Source organism: Paraburkholderia phenazinium (assembly GCF_900142845.1).
GTDB classification, from domain to species: domain Bacteria; phylum Pseudomonadota; class Gammaproteobacteria; order Burkholderiales; family Burkholderiaceae; genus Paraburkholderia; species Paraburkholderia phenazinium_A.
Map to the genome: position 1 here is coordinate 2,688,846 of NZ_FSRU01000002.1, position 23,150 is coordinate 2,711,995.

A 23,150-nucleotide genomic window follows, 5' to 3' on the forward strand; every position below is an offset into this window, starting at 1 on the left:
TATGGCACTTACGCTTCAGGACAAACTGGTCGTCGCGATTTCGTCGCGCGCGCTGTTCGACTTCGAGGAAGAGAACCGCGTGTACGAGGAAGGCGACCTGCACGCCTACGAGACGTTGCAGCGCGAGCGGCTCAGCGTGCCCGCCAAACCGGGCGTGGCGTTTCCGCTGATCCGCAAGCTGCTGGCGCTGAATGCGGGCGCGCATCGCGTCGAGGTGGTGATCCTGTCGCGCAGCGATCCGATTAGCGGACTGCGGGCGTTCCACTCGTGCCGCGAACATGGCCTCGCGATCGAGCGCGGCGTGTTTACGCGTGGACGTGCGCCGTTTAGCTATTTGAAGCCGCTGAATGCATCGCTCTTTCTGTCCGCCAATCAGGAAGACGTGCGCGATGCTTTAGCCGCAGGATTTCCGGCTGCACGCGTGTTGCCGGAATCGGCGAAAATGGCGAGCAAGTATCCGGACGAGATCCGCATTGCCTTCGACGGCGACGCCGTGCTGTTTTCCGACGAGGCCGAACGGGTGTTTCAGAAAGATGGCTTGCGGGCGTTTGTGGGCCATGAAATCCACAACAAGGATTTGCCGTTGGCCGACGGCCCGCTCAAGCCCTTGCTCGAAGCGCTGCACCGGTTGCAGAACCTGGCGGGCGAGGCTGCGCCGACCCAGGCCGCGCCGATGCACATTCGTACGGCGCTGGTGACAGCGCGTTCGGCGCCGGCACACGAACGCGCAATCCGCACGCTGATGGCGTGGAACATCGAAATCGACGAAGCGATGTTCCTCGGTGGTCTCGACAAGAGCGCATTTTTGCGCGAGTTCGAGCCGGACTTTTTCTTCGACGATCAAATTGGCCACTGCGAATCGGCCCGCGTCGTGACGGCGACGGGGCACGTGATGAGTGGCATCGTGAACGCATCATGACACCCGAACAATCACCGCTTGGCAAACCTGCCGCTTATACCGAACAGTACGACGCGACGCTGCTCTTTCCGATCGCGCGCAAGGCCGCGCGCGAGGCGATTGGGATTGGCGCGCAGTTGCCGTTCTTTGGGACGGACATCTGGAATGCCTACGAGCTTTCCTGGCTGAATGGGCGCGGCAAGCCGCAGATTGCTGTGGCGACTTTTTATGTGCCGGCGGATTCGCCGAATATCGTCGAGTCGAAGTCGTTCAAGTTGTATCTTGGGTCGTTTGCGCAGACTTCGTTTGAGTCGTTTGAGGCGGTTAGGGATACGATCAAGCGGGATGTTTCTGCTGTCTGTGGGGCGAGTGTTTCGGTGCACCTCACCGGGCCGATGGATTTCGGCAAGCTCGCGCTTGAGGAGTTTGAAGGCACTTCACTGGATCGGCTTGATCTCGATACGGATGTTTATCAGCCGGATTCCTCTTTGCTCAAGGCCGCGCTTGAGGAGTCTCCTGTTGAGGAAACCTTGTTTTCCAATCTTCTTAAGTCGAATTGTCCTGTTACCGGGCAGCCTGATTGGGGGAGCTTGCAGATTCACTACGTCGGGCCGCAGATCGATCATGCCGGGCTACTGCGGTATATCGTTTCCTACCGGAATCACACCGGGTTTCATGAGCAGTGTGTTGAGCGGATCTTTGTCGATGTTCTCAAGATTTGCAAGCCGCTGAAGTTGGCTGTGTATGCGCGTTACACGCGGCGTGGGGGGCTTGATATCAATCCGTTTCGGACTAACTTTAATCTGCCTATGCCGGATAATTTTAGGACTGCGCGGCAGTAAGGGTTTTGCCTGCGGCGCCTTGTTGGTTGTTTGTTTATGGCGTTGGCCTCTCCTTGCATTCTTATCGGTCTATTTGTGTCGCCCCTGTGCGGGGCGGCACTCACTTTCTTTGCCGCCGCAAAGAAAGTAAGCAAAGAAAGCGGGCTGCAACCGCCAGCCCGTAGTGAGCCACCTCTCATGCGACCACGGAGTGGTCCGAGACGAGATGGGCTCTCGCGCTACAAGCGTTAGTGACACAGCCATCATCCGCTCCAGCGTCGCGCTTCGCGCCCCGCCGATAGGTATAGTCCATTTGTACTTCTTGGAGAACGTCGTTCGCAATGAACCGCAGTTCTCCACTGTCGAATTTCGTAGAGTCTCTACCGTGCATGGCCCCAAAGTGATTCAATCCCATGTCGGCCCATGTACAGAGGCAGGTTCGAGCAATGCCCAGTGTTTTGCTCTGGCGGCGTGTTCGGTCTGAAATGTGGTGGGCCGACTCCTCCAATTCGGGCGGTTCCTTCATCCTCGTTGCAACGCCGTAAAGGCGCGATCGCTCCCAGCCTTCGTCGTTACTTTGCGCCATGTGTACGTGCTCTCAGTGCTGCACAGCTACCGCCTGCACATCGGTTGTCGCCAGCTTAACGCGTTTCGCTGACACCGCTTTACTTCTAACGCCTTTAGCCCCACCTCGAGCCCCGCGGGAATCACCTTCCGCTTTCCGCTCCGACGTCAGAAGCCGCGCGGCCGACCGAGCATCGAGCCTCGTATCCGGCACCCCGCCCGCATCGCAAGCAATAATGCGGAACATCTCAAGTGAGCCTTCCGCCTCCCTCAAATACGTCTCCGCCGTATCAACGAGCAGCCCGAGCAGCACATGTTGACTTTGTCGCTCCTGAAACGTCATCGCAGGAGCCCTAAGCATGGCCGCCGACAACTCGACAAGTCTCCTAAGGTTATCTATCTGCCCTTCGCAAAACTCAAAGGCAGAGCGCGCAACGCGCTCATGGTGGATGGCGCTGACAGGCTTGGGTGGCGCAAGGTGTTTGTGTTCAGCCGATTGGGTCATGGTGCGATTTCCGGTTGTATCCCTGGATCGCCCGACACTCGCTTACAGATGGGGTGAGCGGGCACGTAACGGGGTTAGCAGACCGGGTCATAACCAAACCGGCGAGCCTTGCGGCTCCCCCGCTACGGCCCGCCCATTGAAGACAGACGTGCAGCAGCAGACGCACGCCCCGCCTGGACGGGGGTGCGGGTTATGACGCAGGCTGCTAAACCTGACCATCGGTTGTTGCCAATGGCGAGGAAAAGTATAAAACCGCCTACGCCGAAACCCATCAACTATTCAGGGGAAATACAAATATTCCAGAAAATCGGATTTATCTAATTGCAATTTACCTGGCACTACGATCCAAGTGGATCACACAGCGGACCGCTCAGAGTCAGCGGTCTGACGGACCTGTCCCGACTCCGTCAGACGCAACGCCCAAACCTCAAGCCTTCCCAGCAGGCGCCTTATAAGCAACGCAATCAACTTCGACTTTACAGTCAATCACCATGCTGGAAACCACGCATGCCCGCGCCGGAGGATTCTCCCCAAAATACTCGCGAAACACTTTATTGAACGAAGCAAAGTCCCGCGGATCATCAAGCCACACGCCGCACCGAACCACGTGTTCAGCGCCATATCCAGCTTCCTTGAGAATAGCGAAGACGTTCTGAATCGCCTTGTGCGACTGCGCCACAATCCCGCCCTCGATCACTTCGCCGTTCTCCATCGGCGTCTGCCCCGACACGAACAACCACCCATCCGCTTCAACCGCACGCGCGAACGGCATATGCTGCCCGCCGGTTCCCTTGCCACCTTCAACGCCATAACGCTTCATCGAAAACACTCCTTATAAGATCCAGCGGCACGCAGGCTCAGGCCCAATCGCAAGCACCAAAGCACCCAAGCCAAACACGCACCGCATCAACAAAAACAAACCCTCAAAACACGCCCTGCGCATCCACCCGCGATGCCGCACCGCGCGCCACAAAATGCCCGGCCCGCTCACCGGTCGGCTGCCCATCCCGATACGACAACACGCCATTCACCCACACCGCGTCAATCCCATCCGCCGGCTGCTGCGGCTTCTCGAACGTCGCCGCATCGCGCACACGCGCCGGGTCGAACAGCACCAGATCCGCGTGATACCCGATATGCACCTCGCCACGCTGCGTCAACCCAAAGCGCCGCGCCGACAAGCTCGTCATCTTGCGCACCGCCTCCTCCAGCGGCAACAACCTCACATCACGCGCGTAATGCCCCAGCACGCGCGGGAACGCGCCCCACAAGCGCGGATGCGGCAACGGATCGTTCGGCAAGCCATCGGAGCCCACCATCGTCGCCGGATGCGCCAGGATGCGCATCACGTCGTCCTCCGACATGTTGTGATACACCGCGCCCGCCGGCTGCAAACGCTTGCCCGCCTCCTGCTGCGACACACCCCACTCCGCGGCAATCACCTTCACCAGCTTGCCGGCCATCTCCGGATGCGGCTCCGACCACGTAATCGTGATGTTGATATCGCCCGTCACCTGCTTCAGATCCAAAGTCGACGAACTACGGTTGTACGGATAACAGTCGCAGCCAATCGGCTGCAATCGACGCGCGCCCTCCAGCGACTTCAGCACCTCGGGGCTGCGCCCCCAGTTCGACGGCCCCGCGCACTTCAGATGCGAAATCACCACCGGCACCCGCGCGTGACGTCCCACGCGGTAGGCCTCATCCATCGCGTCGAGAATCGCCTCGAACTCCGTGCGCATGTGCGTCGTGTACAGCGCACCGACCGCCGCGAGAGGCTCGGCGAGCGCCATCACTTCTTCCGTCGGCGCCGAGAACGCTGAGCCGTACGCCAGGCCCGAACTCAGCCCGAGCGCGCCATGCTGAAGCGCCTCTTCCAGCTGCGCGCACATCCCTTCGATTTCCTGCGCGGTGGCCGCACGGTCGAGCCGGTCCATCTGGTTGTTGCGCAGCGCCGTATGCCCGATCAGCGCGCCGACGTTCACCGCCGGGCGCGCCGCATTCACGGCTTCGACGTACGCAGCGAAGGTCGGATACTGGAACGCGTCGCGCTCGCCGAGCAGGTTCATCGGATCGGGCGGATCGCCCTTCAACGCCACCGGCGACGCGCTGATGCCGCAGTTGCCGACGATCACCGTCGTCACCCCCTGGCTGATCTTCGGCAGCATTTGCGGCGCGCGAATCACGTGGGTGTCGTCGTGCGTGTGGACGTCGATAAACCCTGGCGCCAGCGCCCGTCCGTTCGCTTCGATGATCTCTTCGGCCAGCCAGTTCGACAGATTGCCGATCGCCACAATCTTGCCGTCACGCACGGCCACGTCGCGTTCGACCGGAGGCGCGCCTGTGCCGTCGTACAGTTGTGCGTCGATGATCAGCGTGTCCGCGGCTTCGGGATGCGAATGCATGGGTCAGTCTCCTAGCGGTTGTCGGTCGCCGCCGCCGCGGTGCGCATCCAGCGCGTGTTTCATGCGGCGCAGCAATTCGCGGCTCTCGTCACCCTGGCTGACAGCGAGTTCGGTGACGAGAACATCGAGCGCCATCATCATCGCGTAGCGGGATGACGATGGCTTGTAAATGAAATCGGTTTCGAAAGCGACGATCGGGATCACCCAGTCGGCCAGCCGCGCCAGCGGCGATGCGGGCGCGGTCAGCGTGATCAGCGTCGCGCCGTAGCTGCGCGCGATGCGGCAGTTCTCCACCATCTCCGGCACCCGTCCGGTGGCCGATAACGCAATCACGACACATTCGCGCGATACCGTGCTTGCCACCATGCGTTGCAGCAAGCCGTCCTGGTAGGTTGCCACCGGCCGGCCGAGGCGCACAAGGCGAAAGCGCATTTCATCGGCCAGCGAGGTCGAACCGCCGCCCATGCCGAACACGTAGATCATGCGCGCTTCGCGCAAGGCGGCGGCGGCCTCGGCGACCGGCGCCTTGCGCAGCAACTGATGGTTATGAGTCAGCGCGGTCTGCACTTCCTCGAACACCCGGGTAGCAAGCGGTTCAGGCGTCTGTGCCGACGCGCCGCTTTGCAAAAAGCGCTGGCCCACCGCCGCCGCCTGGGCGAGCCGCAGCTTCAGTTCGCGCACGTCACGGCAGCCCACGGCCTTGGCGAAGCGTGTGACCGTGGCGACGCTCACCCCCGCCTGCCGCGCCAGCGCGCCAATGCTCGCGCGCGATGCGCCGGTCAGGTCGTCGAGGATCAGCGCGGCTACCTTGCGCTCGGCCGAGCGCAACTCCGGCGCGCATTCGGCGATGCGGGCGACGATGTCGAAAGTAAGCGGTTCAGCGCTGGAGTTCATGAGGGACGTCAGGATCGTGGGGACCGTAGCGGCGCCCGAAACGCCGCGCGCGGCACCTTGTACCAACCGGCTGTGCCGCCGTGGTACTAAATAACATTTCAGGAAACATCCTACTTTCGGTAACATGTGAAAGTCAACTTCGCTGCAATTTATCTGGACGATGGAGCAGGATTACATGAAAGTTACAAACTATCAGGGCGCAACGATTGATCCTTATAGCAAGGGCTTGGGCATGGTTCCGGGCACCAGTATCCAGTTGATGGACGCCGGCCGCCTTGAATGGAATCTGCTGAACGAGGACGTGAGCCTGCCGGCCGCCGTGCTCTACGCAGATCGCATCGAGCACAACCTGAAGTGGATGCAAGCGTTCGTCGCGGAATACGGCGTCAAGCTCGCGCCGCACGGCAAGACCACCATGGCGCCGCAACTGTTTCGCCGTCAGCTCGAAACCGGCGCATGGGGCATCACGCTCGCCACCGCTCACCAGGTGCGGGCCGCTTATCACGGCGGCGTGTCGCGCGTCCTGATGGCCAATCAACTGGTCGGTCGCCGCAACATGCTGATGATCGCCGAAATGCTGAGCGATCCCGAGTTCGAGTTCTTCTGCCTGGTGGATTCGGTTGAGGGCGTCGAGCAACTCGGCAAGTTCTTCGGCTCGGTGCGCAAATCGCTGAACGTGCTGCTCGAACTCGGCGTGCCGGGCGGGCGCACTGGCGTGCGCGACGAGGCACAGCGCAACGCGGTACTCGATGCGATCGCGCGCTACCCGGATGCGCTGAAGCTCGCCGGCGTCGAACTGTACGAGGGTGTGCTGAAGGAAGAGCAGGAGGTGCGCGAGTTTCTGCAGAGCGCCGTGGCCATCACGCGCACGCTGACTGACGAAGGACGCTTTGCGCGCACGCCGGCCATTCTGTCCGGCGCCGGCTCGGCCTGGTACGACGTGGTGGCGGAAGAATTCGTGAAGGCATCGCAAGCGGGCGAGGTGGAAGTCGTGCTGCGGCCGGGCTGCTATCTGACGCATGACGTCGGCGTCTACCGGAAAGCGCAGACGGACATTTTTGCGCGCAATCCGGTGGCCAGGAAGATGGGTGAGGGGCTACTGCCGGCGCTGCAACTGTGGGCCTATGTGCAGTCGATTCCCGAACCGGACCGCGCCATCATCGGACTCGGCAAGCGTGATTCCGCTTTCGACGCCGGCATGCCCGAACCCGCCCGCCACTACCGTCCGGGCAACGAAGCGCCGCGCGAGATTGCGGCCAGCGAGGGTTGGGAGATTTTCAGCATGATGGATCAGCACGCGTATCTGCGGATTCCCGCCGGAGCAGATCTGAAAGTCGGCGACATGATTGCGTTCGACATCTCGCATCCCTGCCTGACCTTCGATAAGTGGCGCCAGTTGCTGGTGGTGGATCCGTCGTATCAGGTCACGGAAGTGATCGAGACGTTCTTCTGACAGAGGAACATACGAGGAGCGGTAAGCGTGAGCGCTTGCCGCTCACTGAGCGTCTTGCGCCACTCCCGCCGCGCTGACCTCGCCAATCCGTACCTCGAGCATCTTCAACGCACCGGATAGCGCAGCCAGCGCGTCGTCCGGCACCCCGGCGATCGTGTCATGCAGGAAAGCGTTGCGGCGCGGCAGGCTCTCTGCTGTCGCGGCCATGCCCGCGTCCGTGAGACGCACGTTGGTCACGCGGTTATCGCGCTCGTCCATGCTGCGCGAAATCCAGCCCAGCACTTCGAGCGCTTTCAACTGCCGCGTCAATGCACCGGGATCGACCCGCAGGCGCTCGACGAGTCGCTTCTGCGACGACTCTCCACCCTGGTCGTGCAAGGCCAGCATCACACGCCAACGCGGCATGGGATGCCCAACCTGCGCCTCGAACGCCGACATGAACGCCCGATAGGTGCGGCCGAATTGCTGAACGATGGCGATGCGATCCTGATCTTCCATGGTGTACCGACGATGCGGGTGTTCGAAACTCAATCTGCGTGGATGACCGGTTCAACCTGACGCCGGATCTTGATAGGCGGCACACGGTGGCTCTGCCAGACCGACACGACGGCGATCACGGCGGCCAGCGCGAGACCCAGATGAATCGCCGAGACAAGCGCTTCGCGCGCCGACTCGAGCAGCATTGCACCGTTGTGGCCGGCGTGCGTCAACTGGCCCAGCAAGGTGGCTTGCGCGTCGTGATTGATGAGGATCTGCGGATCCCCGAGATCGGAGAACCAGTGCGTGGCCTGATCGCGCTCCAGCGCGCTACGCACGCCGCTCGCGTACATATGCGTCACGAGCGTACCGGTCAGCGCCGTGCCGATCATCCCGCCAATCATCCGCAGCGATTGCAGCAACGCCGTCGCAATACCAAGGTGTTCCCGCCCGGCGGTTTGCTGCGCGAAGATCGTCAGATTCGGCATCACAAAGCCAAGACCAAGACCGCCGATCACCATGAACGTCATCAACAGCCATTGCGGCATCGCGCGGGTCGCCACCACGACGCCGAGACACGCCAGCGCCATCATCGTAAAGCCGATATACAGCATCAGATTCGGATTGCGCACCCGCGACACGATCCGGCCGTTGGCGATGCTGCCAATCGTAATGAACACGACCAGCGGCGTGATCACGAGGCCCGCCTCCTTCGGCGACATGCCAAAGCCGCCCTGGAACAGCAGCGGTGCGTAGAACAGCAGGGAGAACATCGAAAAACCGCCGAGCACGGCCAGCGTGAACAATGCGGCGAGACTGCGGTTGCGGAACATGTCGACCGGCAGAATGGCCGTCGGGCAACGCTGTTCCCATTTCCACAGCGAGTAGGCCGAGGCCACGCTCGCCACCAGCAGGGCAACGGCCGTAAACGTCACGCCGTGTTTAGGCAGCATCTCGACGAACAATTGCAGCGAGCCGAGCGAGATGGCGATCAGCAACGCGCCGGGCCAATCGAGGCGCATCTTGCCTTCGTGCTCGACATGCCGTAAATGCGGCAGGAAGCGCCAGACGAAGAACAGCGACAGCAAGCCGACCGGCAGATTCACATAGAAGACCGAACGCCACCCATAGTACTGCGTGAGAAAGCCGCCGAGCGATGGTCCGATAGCGTTGGCGATGCCGAACGCCGAACTCATCAGCACCTGCCAGCGCAGACGGACGACAGAATCGGGGAACAGATCGGGAATACAGGCGAAGGCGGTGCCGACCAGCATACCGCCGCCGATACCCTGCAGACCGCGCGCCAGCACGAGGAACAGCATGCTGTTGGCCATGCCGCACAGTACCGACGCGGCCGTGAAGACCACGATCGACGCAATCACGAACGGCTTGCGCCCGTAGTAGTCGCCGAGGCGGCCGAAGATCGGCACCGTGATGACCGAGGTCAGCAGGTACGACGTGGCGACCCACGCGTAGAGCTCGAAGCCTTTGAGCTCGGCCACGATCGTGGGCAACGCGGTGCCGACGACGGTTTGGTCGAGCGCGACCAGCATCGTCACGAAAGACACGCCGAGCATCGCCATCAGCGATTCCCGGAACGGTAAGACTTGCCCACTCGAGTGGTGAGCCGCGGTATGGACGGCCATATTTTTGATAGCGCAACAGTTGACGCGTCAAACAATAGGGAATCATACCATGTTATGGCGCTCTAAACTGCGAGTGACGGTGCACATTCCGGTTCGCCGCCGATCGAACTATCTACAGAATCCGCCTGCGCCAGGGAGGCACATGGAGTCCACTTCGCTCGCCGAACAAAGCTTGTCCGACGAAGACCTGATTGCGCTGCGCCGCGCAAAACACGAGCTGGAAAGCCCGGCGCTGGCGATGAAACTTGCCAGCATCGTCGGGGCGCCGCTCGAAAAGCTGCTGTCGCGGATGCCGGCCATCGCCAACGAAAAGGTGACCGACGCCACCCAGCTCGCGCTACGCAAGTGCCTGCAGATCGCGCTACGCACGCTCGGGCGTCAGGACGGCGCCACGCCGATAATGGTGCCGGACAAGCCCAGCAATCTGCTGCACAAGTTCGCGGTGGCGACAACGGGTGCGGCCGGCGGGGCCTTCGGGCTATTCGCACTACCGGTGGAATTGCCGGTCACGACCACGCTGATGTTCCGCTCGATCTGCGACATCGCCCGCAGCGAGGGTGAGGACCTGTCGTCGATCGACACGCAGTTGCAATGTCTCACGGTGCTGGGGATGGGCGGCACGTCGAAAGCCGACGACGATGCCGACTTCGGCTATTTCATCATGCGCGGCGCGCTGGCCCAGGCGGTCTCGAAGGCGTCGTCGGAGATTGCGACCAAGGGCTTCACCGCGCACGGCTCAGCCGCACTGCTGCGTCTGCTCAACACCATCGCCTCGCGCTTTTCCGTTCAGGTGAGCGAACAGATCGCGGCCAAGTCGATCCCGGCGATCGGCGCCGTGCTCGGCGCGATGGTCAATACGGTGTTCATGGACCACTTCCAGCTGGTGGCGCATGGCCACTTCACGGTGCGCCGGCTCGAGCGCCAGTACGGACCGGAACTCGTCAAGTCCGCCTATCAGACCATCGACATCGCGCTCGACGGCTGACTGCTGCGCGGGCTCGTCACCTGGCGCACGAAACCGGCGGCGCCGTCGAGCGCCCGTCGCGCCTCCGGGATGAAGGGCGTGAAGATCTGCCAGACGTGCGGCATGTTCGGCCAGATCTGCAATTCGACCGACACGCCCGCCGAACGCGCGGTCTCGGCTACCCGTCGCGCGTCGTCCAGCAACACCTCGGTGCTGCCAGCCTGAATGAACAGCGGCGGCAAGCCGTGGAGGTCCGCATAGACCGGCGACGCATAGGGATGAGTGGCTGGCGTATCGCCCAGATAGAGCTTGGCCGCCCGGCCGATGGCGGGACCGCTGAACATCGGGTCGACGCCGTCGTTGGTGCGGATCGACGCGCCGCTCGCGCCCAGATCCGTCCACGGTGAGAACAGCAGGCCACCCGCCGGCAACGGATCGCCGGCGTCGCGCAGTGCGACGAGGGTCGCCAATGCAAGACCGCCGCCCGCGGAGTCGCCGGAGATCACGATCGATCGCGCCGGCGTGCCGTCCGCGAGCAGTTGGCGGTAGGCGGCCAGCGCATCGTCGAGTGCAGCGGGAAACCGGGCTTCGGGTGCGAGCCGGTAATCGAGCGAAAACGCGGGCGCGCGCGAGCGCGTCGCGAGGCCGAACACGAGCGACCGGTGCGAACGCGGCGAACAGAAGTAGTAACCGCCGCCGTGCAGATAAAGGATGGTAGGAGTGCCGGCCGCGTGGGCAGCACCGGCGGCGGCAGGTTCCAGCCACTCGCCGCGCAACGTCTCGCCGACGCCGTACTGTTCGCGCAAGCGCCACCCGGACGGCACTTTCGGTGACCATGCGCGCTTTGCCGTCAGGGCGCGCGCGCCCGCGACATTGATCTCCGTCTTTTGCGTGGCCGGTCGAAACTGACGGCGCAGATACCAGCATGCGAGAGCACTTTGCCAACTCATCGGATCCCCTCCGTGAACGCTTGACGGTCATGGTACGTGCGTTCGTGGGCACGTCGCTGGGTGAGCGGTTCTAATCCGGCTGGAATGCGACCTGAACGGGGGCCTTCGTGATCGGCATGTGCCGCGTCCGGGACGAGAGCGTGATATTCATTCCGACCAGCCGACGGCTATGGCTGTGGCTACGACGCGCCGGTTAGTTGGAAGGCAACACCTGACCGCGAATCTCACCCGATGGGTTCTGCACGGTATGGATGTTGAAATACCATTGGCCGGCCATCAGGTCGGTTACCTGCTGATCCGATAGGGTCGCCGAACCTTTGATCGGGCTGGCGAGCGCCCCCTTCTCGATCGGAACCTGGACCTTGGCGTTCTGCCCGACCGGCGCCGGACCGTGGAAGTGAGCCCCCGTGGTGGGACTGGACAGGCCTTCGTAAGTGATCGTCCACTGCAACGCCTTGGTCGACGTATCGAAGGTGGCGTTCAGCATGCCGTGCCCGTGACTCACGCGCGGTGGGACTTCGCTCGACGGTTCGAGGTCGGCCTTGAGCGCCACCGTGTCTGCGAAGGCGATCCCCGACGCCAGCGCCCACAACACGACGCCCAGACTCAGCTTCCGAATTGCAATCATATTTTTCTCCGGACTTGGTGCACCGCCGCACCAGCGGACAGGCTGCGCACGGAGCCACCACATACTAGTGCAATTCACTCGCTGACGTTGGGCTGACTGGACCATCCGACGCACGGCCGATTCCTTCCCGGCAGAAACCGTGCCGCCACCCGGTTCAACATTTCAAAATACTTAATTGCGCATTTTGCACAGAATCGACTCGCGATGGAGCGCTATGCTTCGGTTAGCGAGAAGTGACTCCTTCATCGAAGGATGTCTCCAATCTTTAACGCGGCTTCGGCCGCGTTTTTTTTCGTCTGGAAGAACGGGAAGGCTGTGCCCGGTGGCGCCGATGAGCCGATTCGCGACATGCGCCGCGGCGCGGCCGCAGCCTGATCAGGCGAGCAGTGCAGCCTGCTCTTCGATCCCGTCGAGCATGGCGTGGCATTTTCTGACGAGCGCGAGGCCATCCGCGCGGAGCGAATCGGGCGTCTTGACGGCCATACCGGCCCGGTATTGTTCCAGCGCGGTGAGGAGTGGCGGATACTGCAGCACGCCCACCGCGCCCGCCACCCGGTGATGCCATTCGCGCAATTGCGCGACATTCGCGTCATCGAGCAACGTCGGCAACGCCCGGACGTCGTCCCGCACGGACGTGACGAACGAATCCAGCAACGCCTTCACGGTCGATTCACTGCCCCACAACTGCGTCATGTGGCCAAGATCCACGGGCACGAAGGGTTCGACGGACTCCTGCCCTTGCTCTGGGACGGCCAGCGGGACGCTGACCGCGTCGGCCGGCATCGCGGCCTGGCGCGCCCCATCCGCGCCGAACCAGCGGCTCAGATGTTCGCGCAGGGTCGCGAGACGGGTGGGCTTGACGAGGCAATCGTCCATGCCGGCGTCGCGGCATTGGCTCAAATCCTCCGGCGCAGTGTTGGCCGTGATGCCGAGGATCGGCAGATGCTGCGCGCCGCTGCCCTGTGCCTCTTCAGCTTCGCGCACTCGACGTGCCAGTTCGTAGCCGGACAGGTTTGGCATATGGCAATCGGTGATCAGGCATCCGTAGCTTGTCTGTTTCAGCGCGGCGAGCGCTTCTACGCCGTCGTTTACAACGTCGCACGCGAACCCGAGCAGCGTCAGTTGATGACGGATCAACTCCTGATTGACCGGATGGTCCTCCGCCACGAGGATCAGGCGGCCGCTTGCGATGGCACGCTCCCGGTCCGGCGGAGCCGAGCCCGCTTCGGCAAGGCCGCGTGAACGCGGCGCAGGAGTCGACAGGCCGGTCAACGCCGCCGCACACGCTGCACCGAGTCCGCGCCAGGAGATGGGGTTGATGCTGACGCGCACGGTGTCGTCGAGAATGCGGTAACCGGTCGGCTTGGGTTTCTCCGTCAGGCAGATCAGACGCGAGCCGAGACGCGCGGCGCCTGGTATTTCGATCCCCTCGCTCAGGAAAATCAGGTCCGCGCCAGCCAGCGCCGCCGGGTCGCTCAACTCTGCGCTACCCAGCCCCACCCTGCGCAATTCGATACCGAGCGCCTGGCCAAAATGCACCAGCGCCTGCGCGACGCGAGCGTCGGCCACGGCGACGACACCGCGCTTGCCGCGCAGACCGCCCACCTTGTAGCGCTGCGCCTCGATGGGCATCGCGAGCCGCACGGTCATGCGGGTTCCCACGCCAGGTGTGCTCTGCAACTCCAGCACACCGTCCATCAGGGCGATGAGCTTGCGACAGATGGTCAAGCCAAGCCCTGTGCCGCCGAAGCGCCGCGTCGTCGACGATTCCGCCTGCACGAACGGCTCGAACAGGCGCGCCTGCACGTCAGGCGCGATACCGATGCCGGTGTCTTCAACCGTCATCTCGAGCGTCTGCGCCGCGTGGGTCTGTTCGGTGACCGCGACCCGCACGTCGACCTCGCCGACCGGCGTGAACTTGATGGCATTGCCGAGCAGGTTGAAGAGAATCTGCCGCAGCCGCACGCTGTCGCCCCGCAAGCTCGCCGCCACCTCGGGCGCAATGTCCACGCGCACTTTCAGGCCCTTCTCGTGCGCGCGCCCGGCAAGCAGGCCCACGGCGTTGTCGACCAGTTCGCGCATGTCGATCGGCTCCGCTTCAATCGTGAGCCGCCCGGCTTCGATCTTCGAATAGTCGAGCAGATCGTCCAGAATCTGCAGCAAGGCGCCGGCGGACTCGTGGATCATGCCGAGCATTTCGCCCTGATCGGCGTTCAGGCGCGTACGTTCCAGCACCTCGACGAGCCCGAGCACACCGTTCATCGGCGTGCGGATTTCGTGGCTCATCATGGCGAGGAAATCGTCCTTGGCGCGCGATGCCGCTTCGGCGAGATCGCGTGCACGCGCCAGCTCCTCCGAGCGAGCGTGCTCCGCGCTGGCGTCCACCCAGTAACCGCTCCAGACCACACTGTCGGGAGATTCGCGACGCGGCACCAGTTCCGCCCGCACCCACTTGAGGCCGTCGGACGCCAGGAAGCGAAACTCCATATGAATCTGGGTTCCGGCGCGTGCCGAGCGTTCGAGTTCGGCCAGCACGCGCGGCCGGTCTTCCTCGCAGACGCGCTCGAAGTCGATCGCGCCGCGGCTCGTGAACGCGCTGCTGTGGCCACCCAGCAAATGCTCGGCGTCACCCCCAATATACGGAAACGAGTAGCGGCCATCCGCATCGCGCCGCAACTGAAATACCACGGCCGGCAGCGAGCGCGTGACGTCGAACAGGCGCCGCTCGTTCTCACGAGCGAGCATCTCGGCTCGCCGGATATCCGTGATGTCGACCATCGTGCCCAGCACGCACGAGGGCTGGCCGTCGACGCGATGACAAATGCTGGTCCAGAACAGGCCATGACGCCCATCGCCGTTGGCGTCCTCGAACTCGAGTTCGAGTTGGGCACGCTCGCCGGTTTCCAGCATCTCGCGCGTCGCCTGTTCGAGTCGGCGGCTGTTGAGTGGGCCCCAGGCCTGCACCTGCTCGCTGGTCAGTCCCATCACTTGCTCGCGCCGCAAACCCGAACTCTCCTCGTAAGCGCGATTGATGGCGATATAACGCCCTTCAAGGTCTTTGGCGACGAGCGGATAAGGCACCGTCTCCATCATGGTCTGCTGGAAATTCAACTGCGCTGCCAGTTCCAGTTCGGTCTGCTTGCGCCGCCGCACCTCGCGCTGCAGCAGCAGGTAGGCGCGCAGCGTCACCGCCAGCACCGCGCCAATGCCGATCAGCAACGGCAGCAAACGCACCGCCGTCACGCTCCAGGCGCCGTGCTCTCCGGTATTTCCGGTTACCCATTTCTGACGGATACGTTGCTTTTCTGCGGGTGGCATCGCCAGCAGCGCGCGATCGATCAACCCGGCCAGCGGCGCCAGATCGGAGCGCACGGCGAAACCCAACGAGTCCGATTCGCCGACCGTGCCAAGGATCTTCAGCTCGCCTGCATAGCGCGGCTTCAACTCGAGATCGACGGCAGCCACGTTGCCGACCAGCACATCGGCCTTGCCGCGCGCGACCAGATCGAGTGCGTCGTCAAGGCTTGGTGCGACCGTGATGTTCGTTGCCGGAACGTTGTACGCGGACAGCGGAATGGACCCGGCCACATGCGCGGACATGGCGATGCGACGCGCCGCGAAATCATTCAGACTCCGCGCGGCGGGCTCGTCCTCGCGCCCCACGATGACAAGCGGGTAGCTCTCGTAAGGACGGGTGTTCACCGCATTTTTCAGACGCGGGTCGCCGCGCGATGAAGTGGCCAGAACCGCCAGCTCGCCGCGCTGAAAGGCGCCTATCGTCGCAGACCAGTTGGCAAGCGGCGGCCGGGTGAACTGGACGCCTAGTGTGCGGCTCAGATAGTCGAGATATTCGGCGGCGATGCCGCTTGGATGCCCTCCATCGTCGAGGTAACTGAATGGCGGCCAGCCGCTGTCGAAGCCCATGGTGAGCGGCGGCAGCGAGCGCAGCCAGGTCTGCTCGGCAGGAGTCAGCACCAGACGTTTCGCGGGATAGATGGACGGAGAGTCGAAACTTGTGCCGAGCCAGCGCGCGCGAATGGCGGTCTCGTCCGAGGGATACAACGCCGCAAGCGCACGATCGAGCTGATCGCGCAGAGCGCCGTGGTCGCGCGAAACGGCGAAGCGCAGCTCACTGGGCCTACCGCTATCTTCGAAGGCGATGCGCAAACCACGAAATGCCTCGTTCGACAGCGCGTATTGAACCGAGGGCGTGAAGCCCAGATAGGCGTCCGCGTCACCTTGCGCGACGGCTTGCAACGCTGTGCCCGTGTCGGCAAACGAAGCGATCTGCGCATGGGGAAAACGTTCGCGCAGCACGCGCTCGAGCGCGAAGCCTTTTTCGATGGCGAGACGGGTATTGGCCAACTGCGCGGGGTCCTTGACGGCGTTGCCATCGGCCTTCACCACGACGGAAGTGGAGGCCCGGAAATACGGCGCCGTAAAGCTGAGGCTGTGCTCCCGCTCAGGAGTGCGGGCGATACTCATCAACAGGTCGACCTTGCCGGCCGCCACGGCCGCGAGAAGTCGCGGCATGTCGGGATAGGTCACCGGTTCGATCACGACGCCCGGGCCGACGAGCGCGCGCAGGTAATCCGCGCTTAATCCGCTCAGACGGCCGTCTGCCACTTCCTCGAAGGGCCCCCATCCGCCCGCGAGCGTCCCGACGACGAGCTTCGCCGGAACGGCGCCGCTCGCCGCGGTTGCGGCGGACGCGGTGTCTCCGCCTGCTAACACCGGTGTTGCCGCAAGCGCGAACTGAGTGACGAGCAGCATGAGCAAAACCGCGACGCTCCGCGCAAGGCGTCGCGCGGCTTCGCACACGTTCCTGATACCGGGCGCATTCATGATAGACACGCGGACCATGCCGGGACTCGCCATTCAGGCGGCTCCGCCACACTTCGCCGCTGCGCCGCCACGGCTCACTTGCGGCTTGCCGCACAGGAGAGCGTGCAAAGCGCCGGCGGCGATGCCCCCGGCCATCGGCGCGGCCCAGAAAAGCCATAGCTGATCGAGCGCCCAGTCGCCGACGAACAATGCCGGCCCCGTAGAGCGGGCCGGATTGACCGCCCCGTTGGTGACCGGCAGCGCGACCAGATAGATGAGTGCAAGGCAGCCGCCCTTTACGAACGGCGTGACGGAACGCGAAGCGCCTCTGCGCGACATAAGCAGATTCGCCATCACCAAAGCAAACGACATCACCAGTTCAATCACCACGACGGAGTGGAACTGATAGTCCGAAGGGGAGTGGTCACCGAAACCGTTGGCGCCGAACTCGCTTGCCGCGAGATCGAACCCCGGCCGCCCGCTCGCCACGTAGGCGAGCAGCGCAGTGCCTGCGACCGCGCCGAGAATCTGAGCGGCAATGTAAGGCACCAGATCGCGAATCGGGAAGCGGTTGGCGACAGCAAAGCCGACCGTCACGACAGGGTTGAAATGCGCCCCGGAGAGACGCTCGAGCGCATAAGTGGCCGTAGCCAGCGCCAGACCGAACGCAAGCGCCACTTCCAGTACGCCATAACCTGGCTGCGAGGCCGCCCCATTCAGGACGATGCTGCCGCACCCCACGAACACCAGCCACGCCGTGCCCACACCTTCGACCACCAATCGTCTGCCCAAGCTAATCATTGCGCCCCCTCACTGTCCGAGTCACACGGTGCGAAGGCGCGCGCTATGCGCCGGCCCGCTGCCATGCAGATTCTTTGATGAAATTTGCATGCCGAATCGTTTATTCGTGAAAGATCGTTGCAACCGTTCATGAACCGCATGCCACATCAAAGTATGAGATGGCGGTGCGGCCTCACTAATCAGACGATTCCGAAATCAGCGAAGATGCCCGACAGATTCTGAGAATTTCTCTCACACGCGCTCAGGTCAAACCTAGCTGCTGTGCATATTTGATCAGTGCGGATTCCGAATCGAGTCCCAGTTTGCGCATCGCACTGCGTTTTTGCGTGCTGATCGTCTTACCGCTACGGTCGAGTCTCATTGCAATCTCGCTGATGGACATTCCTTCTATGTAGAGTCGGAACACTTCCCACTCCCGCGCACTCAGAACACCCGCGCGAGGTTGTGGGAAAGAACCCATTTCGTCGAAGGCCAATTGCACGCTGGCTGACAGATAACGATGCCCCGCCACCGCAGCCTCGATGGCATCCGCGAGCGCGCCGATGGTGTCGCGCTTGTCGACGATGGCCGACACGCCCACGTGCAGCAGGCCCGATAGGGTCGGCGGATGACAGATCATCGTCAGCACCACGACGCGCGGATGCGGCGGGTGTCGCAAGACACGCCGCAAGGTCGGCGTGGCATTTCTGAGGCCGTCGATGTCCGGCATGCCGATATCGGATACGACGACGTCGCATGGACAGGTGTCGACGAGTTCCGCCAGCGTTTGCGTGTCGGACGCTTCGCCGACGATCGACAGGGACGGCACGGCTTCCAGCAGACGCCGCACGCCAAGGCGCACGCAGCTATGGTCGTCGGCCACAATCACTCGGGTAATCGGTGTCATCTTGTTGTTGTGGTATTGACTGGCATTCCTTGCACGCAGTGCATTCCCCAGGAACGGCTCAGTCATGGTTCTGACCGTCGCGCCGGCTTGCCGTACGCGACGCCCTACCGGATCAATGGCGGTGTTGCGGCAAATCGTCCGGCAGCAAACCGTGTTCGGCCGCAAATTTGAACAGCTCGCTATCGCTGTGCAGAGCGAGCTTGCGCATCGCCTTGCATTTCTGCGAACTGATCGTCTTGACGCTGCGGCCGAGAAGATTGGCAATTTCCGTCACGCCGATGCCCGACGCGTATTGCTTGAGCACCTCTATCTCGCGCGGCGTCAGCAACTCGCGTACGAACTCGCGCCGCCGCGCGATGCTCGCCTCGGCGATGGCCGCGCGTACCGCCGGTCCGACATAGCGCTCGTGCGCGAGCGCGGTGATGATCGCAACATGAATCAGGTCGATGCGGTCACGCTTGCTCATCACCGCCTCGACCCCGAGCGACATCAACCGCTCCAATACCGCGGGCGCCGTTTCCATGGTCAGCACCACCAGCGCCACGTCGGGGTAGCGCCGGCGGAACTGCTTGAGTGTGCCGAGGGCATCTGCGTCAACGCTTCCCGGCATGTACAGATCGATCACGGCAAGATCGCACTCGACGCGATCGGCAACGGCCATTAACTCGGTGGCGTCGCTGGCCCGACCCACGATCTGCATGTTGGGAAAGCCCGTCATCAGACTCTCGATCGCCAGCAGGACAAGCGGATGATCGTCCGCGATAATTGCTCTGATGGGCGTGCTTGTGTCAGCGCCTTCGTTCATGGTGGTGGGAGCCCATTCGTTTTATTGGATTCGCGTCGCTCCCTCGCGGAGCAAGCAGCCTAAGGCGAGCATCAAACATTTGTGGAAACACAAACATAAGATTGCTCCGAAATGCCACGCGAGCGCGGCTCGAAAAGCCTTTTTACTTAGTTATCCGACACGATTGTCAGAATGATCCATGGGCTCTGACAAACGCAAATAGACCAGGATCGTTCGCGATGCCGAGCTTCGTCATGGCGAAGCGTTTTTGCCGACTCACGGTGCGGACATCGCGTCCGAGGGCTTGTGCGATTTCAGATATCGACAGCCCCTGTGCGAACATTCCTATCACCTCCAATTCTCGCGGTGACAGATTTCTCATCTGCAGCATGCCGTCGGGTTCGCTGTCGAGTCCGGCGAGCGCCTCGAGGATCGACCGGCTGATGTGAGTTTGCCCGGCGCTCGCCGAGCGGATCGCGGCGACCAGTTCGTCCATCGGCTCCGTCTTGTTGAGCATACTGACCGCGCCGTCCGAAACGACGGACCTCAGAATGGCGGTATGGGTCAAACTGGTGAGTACCACGATGCGCAGTGCCGGCCAGTCGCGGCGGAGCCGGCGAATCAGCCGCAAGCCGTCCTCGGCTGGGCCGGTCACCTCGGGCATGGTCAGATCGGTGACGAGTACGTCACAGGCAACGCGCCGCAACAGGTCGATCAAAACCGAGGGACTCGCCGCTTCGCCGGCGATCGTGATGTCGCCATGGGCGGCAAGCGCAGAGCGGACGCCGAGCAGAACGAACGGATGATCGTCTGCCACGATGACTCGAAGGTTCACCATGATTTTCTCTCGTTTGTTGTATGTCTATGCGCGTCAATCGCTTCGATGGAACGCGGTCAGGAGTACCGCTCGCCCGGCCAGGCTCACGGCCCCCTCACAGCTTCGAAACGGTGCGGCAGGTGCCCCCATGAGATCACGTTCTCGACAAAATTAGGATCGGAGCTTTCCGAATCAACCGTTAGCGTCGACAACCTCTCCCAAACAATAAGGAATACAGAATTTATACGTAGGAATGTTGGAAGCACAATATTCCGCACGCCCCTGACTGCCGAACCACCGGAGAACCATCGCGCTACGGTTCGCAACGCGCCTGCACCTGGGTCTCTACCGCTGCCCGTACCTTGGCGGTAATGGCACGCGGAAACACCGGCAACGCAATCAATGCACATACGCTGGCCACCGCCCACACCATCGGCCATGAGCCGAGCGCGAGCAGCGGCGGAATCGCCAGCGGCGTCAGGAACAAGGTCAGAAACGCAAACGTGTTGCCCATCGCGAGCGCGGTGCCGGCCCGACTGGTGCCGGCGAGCGTCGCGAGTTCGGTGAACGCAACGCCGTGCCAGGCCGACGCGCTCACGCCACCCAGCACCAGCAGCCCGGCAAACGCGGCTGTCATCGCCGCGTGGTGCGGGCCGAGCAAACCCGTCACCACGGTGAGCAGCGCAAACAGCAAAGCGGTGACGAGGCTACAGGCCCGCATGTATGCACGACGATTGCCGCGCCGGTCGGTCCAGCGGCCGCTCCAGACGCGGGCGATCGCCGCGCCCGTCTGCACGGCCGCCATCGTCGCGCTGATCAGCAGCACACCGGCATGGTCGAAGTCATGCAAAAAGACCGTGCCGAAAGTCACCACCGCGAGCTGCGGTACGCACAGCGCGCCGATGCCCAGCGCAACCCGCCATACGCGGATATCGCGCAGCGGACCCGAGGACGCGCTCGCGACCGCCGCCGCAGTAGCAGGCGCGCCGCTGCGCACGGCATCGCCGTGTTCGTGGGTCGCCGGTTCATGCAGCCAGGACCAGGCGAAGGCCGCCGTCACCGCGCAGAGCAGCGCCAACACGCCGTACACGCTGGCGAAGCCGAAGTGCGACGCCAACGCCGGCAACATCAGCGCACCAAGACCGCCGCCGGCGGGTACGGCCGTCTGGCGAATGCTCATCGCCAGACCTCGCTCGCCTTCGCGAAACCACGCCATCACCGCGCGGCCGCTCGAGCCGTTGACGCTGCCGCCCAACAGCCCCACCAGCAACAGGCCGAGCGCCAGCATGGGCAGGCCCGGCACGTAGGCTCCGCGCGGCACCACAAACAGCCCCATGCCCGCGAGCGCCACAGCGGTCGCACCCAGACCGAGCAACAGAACCCGCCGGTCGCCCCAACGGTCGGTAAGCAGGCCCCATGGCAGTTCGCTGACGGCGATGCCGAGTCCGAGCATGCCGAGCACGAGACCAAGGCCGCTATTGCCGACGTGATAGCCGGAGCGCAGAAACACCGCCGTCGTCGGGATACCGGAGAATGCCGCCGAAAAGCTGGCGTTGGCCGCGAAGCCCACCCCCAGCACCTTCCAGCGGTGATGGACGCCGCGTGCGCGGCCTCCCTGTGCAACAGATAGCGATTCGCTTCCCATGATGCCCTCGGCAAAGATGAACTGGGGCCATCGTACGGCTGGACTAACTATCGGAAAAGCCGGAAAATCAGATCACTTCCATCGGAGATTCCGAATCATGAACTGGCGTGGATTCGATTTGGGCCAACTGCGCAGCTTCGTCGCCGTGGCCGAGGCGGGCAGCGTATCGGCGGGCTCGGAGCAAGTGTTCCTGTCGCAATCGTCGGTCAGCGAGCAGTTGAAGAAGCTGGAGGAACGCGCGGGCCAGCCGTTGTTCGTGCGCAGCAAGCAGGGCGTCACGGCCACCCAGGCCGGTGGACGGCTACTCGATCATGCGCGCCGCATCCTCGCCATGAGCGAAGCCGCGTTCGAAGACCTGCAAGGCCATTCGCTCGACGGCGAACTGCGTATCGCCATCACCGACTACTACCGGCCGCACGATATCGCCCGCATTCTGAAAACGTTCTCGGAGCAATATCCGCGGCTCAAGCTGCACGTCACGGTTTTGCCGAGCGCCACGATCGACGAAAGCGCAGGTGACGACGCCGCTTTCGACATCGGCCTGTCGTTGCGCCTCATGACGCCGGGCAACCGGCGCGGCGCCGCCGGCAGCGCCCGCGTGCAAGGTGTCGTGGTGCGGCGCGAGAAGCTGCTGTGGGCCATCGCAGCCGACGCGGCCCCCCACGTCGGCAAGCCGTTCCCGCTGGTCCTGCTGCCGGCCACCTGTCAGTTACAGCGCTTTGTCGTCAAACGGCTCGACGAACTCAAGGTGCCGTTTCTGATCGCCCATTCGGCATCGGGCGTGGCCGGCCTGCAACTGGCATTGAAGGCAGGGCTCGGGATTGGCTGCCTGAACGAATCGTCGATCGGCGCCGGGGTCGTCGCGTGTGCGGCGAGCCTCGGTTTGCCGGCACTGCCCACGGTGGAGTTTCATCTGCTGCCGGGGCGCGCCGGAGAAAGCGAACGCGTCAGCAACGCGCGCGCTGCGTTGGTGCGACTGTTCAGTTGATGCGCGTCGCTCACGCAAAAGCAGCCTGACGCCCCTCTCGCTTGCGTGCAATGCGAGTTTGAAAGCGCGCAGGATGCCGCCTATGATTAACCGGTGTCCGCGAGAAAGGGGGTTTTGCGCGGACGCCATAGTCAGAAAAGTAAATATTCGGCCGCATTATTTTGCACTGCGCATCATATTGAACCCATCGGTTCGGATTC

Annotated in this window: 19 protein-coding genes; 5 read left to right on the forward strand and 14 right to left on the reverse strand. The window is 63.1% G+C overall.

Annotation, left to right across the window (positions count from 1 at the left end; genetic code table 11):
- Position 1 precedes the first annotated feature (1 nt).
- Both BUS12_RS29030 and queF read left to right on the forward strand, forming a co-directional pair.
- Positions 2-919 carry a 5'-nucleotidase gene (locus BUS12_RS29030; protein WP_074300803.1) on the forward strand — a complete coding sequence of 306 codons (918 nt, stop codon included), beginning with the start codon at positions 2-4 and terminating at the stop codon, positions 917-919.
- Positions 916-1,740 (forward strand): NADPH-dependent 7-cyano-7-deazaguanine reductase QueF, encoded by an 825-nt coding sequence (gene queF / locus BUS12_RS29035; RefSeq protein WP_074300804.1) that lies wholly within the window; start codon positions 916-918, stop codon positions 1,738-1,740. The genes BUS12_RS29030 and queF overlap by 4 nt, the downstream gene beginning before the upstream one ends.
- Positions 1,741-2,317: 577 nt before the next feature.
- On the opposite strand, the gene BUS12_RS29045 is transcribed toward queF, so the two are convergent.
- The 4 genes from BUS12_RS29045 to BUS12_RS29060 all read right to left on the reverse strand — a co-directional run bounded on the left by BUS12_RS29045 (position 2,318) and on the right by BUS12_RS29060 (position 6,087).
- Positions 2,318-2,788: a hypothetical protein gene (locus tag BUS12_RS29045; protein WP_074300806.1), complete on the reverse strand. Its 471-nt coding sequence runs from the start codon at positions 2,786-2,788 to the stop codon at positions 2,318-2,320.
- A 427-nt stretch (positions 2,789-3,215) separates the two neighbouring features.
- Entirely contained in the window at positions 3,216-3,608 is a 393-nt protein-coding gene (locus BUS12_RS29050) for a RidA family protein (protein ID WP_074300807.1), read from the reverse strand.
- 103 nt (positions 3,609-3,711) lie between these two features.
- Positions 3,712-5,193, reverse strand: a complete 1,482-nt coding sequence (locus tag BUS12_RS29055; protein ID WP_074300808.1) for an N-acyl-D-amino-acid deacylase family protein — start codon at positions 5,191-5,193, stop codon at positions 3,712-3,714.
- A gap of 3 nt (positions 5,194-5,196) precedes the next feature.
- On the reverse strand, positions 5,197-6,087 hold the full coding sequence (locus BUS12_RS29060) for a MurR/RpiR family transcriptional regulator (protein ID WP_074300809.1): 891 nt from the start codon (positions 6,085-6,087) through the stop codon (positions 5,197-5,199).
- 175 nt (positions 6,088-6,262) lie between these two features.
- On the opposite strand from BUS12_RS29060, the gene BUS12_RS29065 reads away from it, so the two are divergent.
- On the forward strand, positions 6,263-7,540 hold the full coding sequence (locus tag BUS12_RS29065; RefSeq protein ID WP_074300810.1) for an amino acid deaminase: 1,278 nt from the start codon (positions 6,263-6,265) through the stop codon (positions 7,538-7,540).
- A 42-nt stretch (positions 7,541-7,582) separates the two neighbouring features.
- On the opposite strand, the gene BUS12_RS29070 is transcribed toward BUS12_RS29065, so the two are convergent.
- Positions 7,583-8,038, reverse strand: coding sequence for a MarR family winged helix-turn-helix transcriptional regulator (locus tag BUS12_RS29070; RefSeq protein WP_074300811.1), 456 nt, complete (start codon positions 8,036-8,038; stop codon positions 7,583-7,585).
- A 29-nt stretch (positions 8,039-8,067) separates the two neighbouring features.
- Complete coding sequence (locus BUS12_RS29075; RefSeq protein ID WP_074300812.1) at positions 8,068-9,663, reverse strand: MDR family MFS transporter; 1,596 nt, start codon at positions 9,661-9,663, stop codon at positions 8,068-8,070.
- A 142-nt stretch (positions 9,664-9,805) separates the two neighbouring features.
- Here BUS12_RS29075 and BUS12_RS29080 point away from each other — a divergent pair, with 142 nt between their 5' ends.
- Positions 9,806-10,648 carry an EcsC family protein gene (locus BUS12_RS29080; protein ID WP_074300813.1) on the forward strand — a complete coding sequence of 281 codons (843 nt, stop codon included), beginning with the start codon at positions 9,806-9,808 and terminating at the stop codon, positions 10,646-10,648.
- Here BUS12_RS29080 and BUS12_RS29085 read toward each other — a convergent pair.
- From BUS12_RS29085 to BUS12_RS29120, 8 genes are all read right to left on the reverse strand, one after another.
- Positions 10,618-11,577, reverse strand: a complete 960-nt coding sequence (locus BUS12_RS29085) for an alpha/beta hydrolase (RefSeq protein ID WP_074300814.1) — start codon at positions 11,575-11,577, stop codon at positions 10,618-10,620. The two genes, BUS12_RS29080 and BUS12_RS29085, sit on opposite strands and share 31 nt — an antisense overlap.
- 193 nt (positions 11,578-11,770) lie before the next feature.
- A complete protein-coding gene (locus BUS12_RS29090) occupies positions 11,771-12,205 on the reverse strand; it encodes a CHRD domain-containing protein (RefSeq protein ID WP_074300815.1) in 435 nt (144 codons plus the stop codon).
- A gap of 375 nt (positions 12,206-12,580) precedes the next feature.
- The gene (locus BUS12_RS29095; RefSeq protein ID WP_083640755.1) at positions 12,581-16,978 is read right to left on the reverse strand and encodes an ATP-binding protein; all 4,398 of its coding nucleotides are present in this window, start codon (positions 16,976-16,978) and stop codon (positions 12,581-12,583) included.
- A 105-nt stretch (positions 16,979-17,083) separates the two neighbouring features.
- The gene (aqpZ, locus tag BUS12_RS29100; RefSeq protein WP_074300816.1) at positions 17,084-17,830 is read right to left on the reverse strand and encodes an aquaporin Z; all 747 of its coding nucleotides are present in this window, start codon (positions 17,828-17,830) and stop codon (positions 17,084-17,086) included.
- 241 nt (positions 17,831-18,071) lie between these two features.
- Complete coding sequence (locus BUS12_RS29105; protein WP_074300817.1) at positions 18,072-18,716, reverse strand: response regulator; 645 nt, start codon at positions 18,714-18,716, stop codon at positions 18,072-18,074.
- A 112-nt stretch (positions 18,717-18,828) separates the two neighbouring features.
- On the reverse strand, positions 18,829-19,521 hold the full coding sequence (locus BUS12_RS29110; RefSeq protein ID WP_074300818.1) for a response regulator: 693 nt from the start codon (positions 19,519-19,521) through the stop codon (positions 18,829-18,831).
- A 166-nt stretch (positions 19,522-19,687) separates the two neighbouring features.
- Positions 19,688-20,338, reverse strand: coding sequence for a response regulator (locus BUS12_RS29115; protein WP_253190228.1), 651 nt, complete (start codon positions 20,336-20,338; stop codon positions 19,688-19,690).
- Positions 20,339-20,630: 292 nt separating this feature from the next.
- On the reverse strand, positions 20,631-21,962 hold the full coding sequence (locus BUS12_RS29120) for an MFS transporter (protein WP_074300819.1): 1,332 nt from the start codon (positions 21,960-21,962) through the stop codon (positions 20,631-20,633).
- A 97-nt stretch (positions 21,963-22,059) separates the two neighbouring features.
- Between BUS12_RS29120 and BUS12_RS29125 the strand changes: the two genes are divergently transcribed.
- Entirely contained in the window at positions 22,060-22,950 is an 891-nt protein-coding gene (locus tag BUS12_RS29125) for a LysR family transcriptional regulator (protein WP_074300820.1), read from the forward strand.
- The last annotated feature ends 200 nt before the right edge of the window (positions 22,951-23,150 follow it).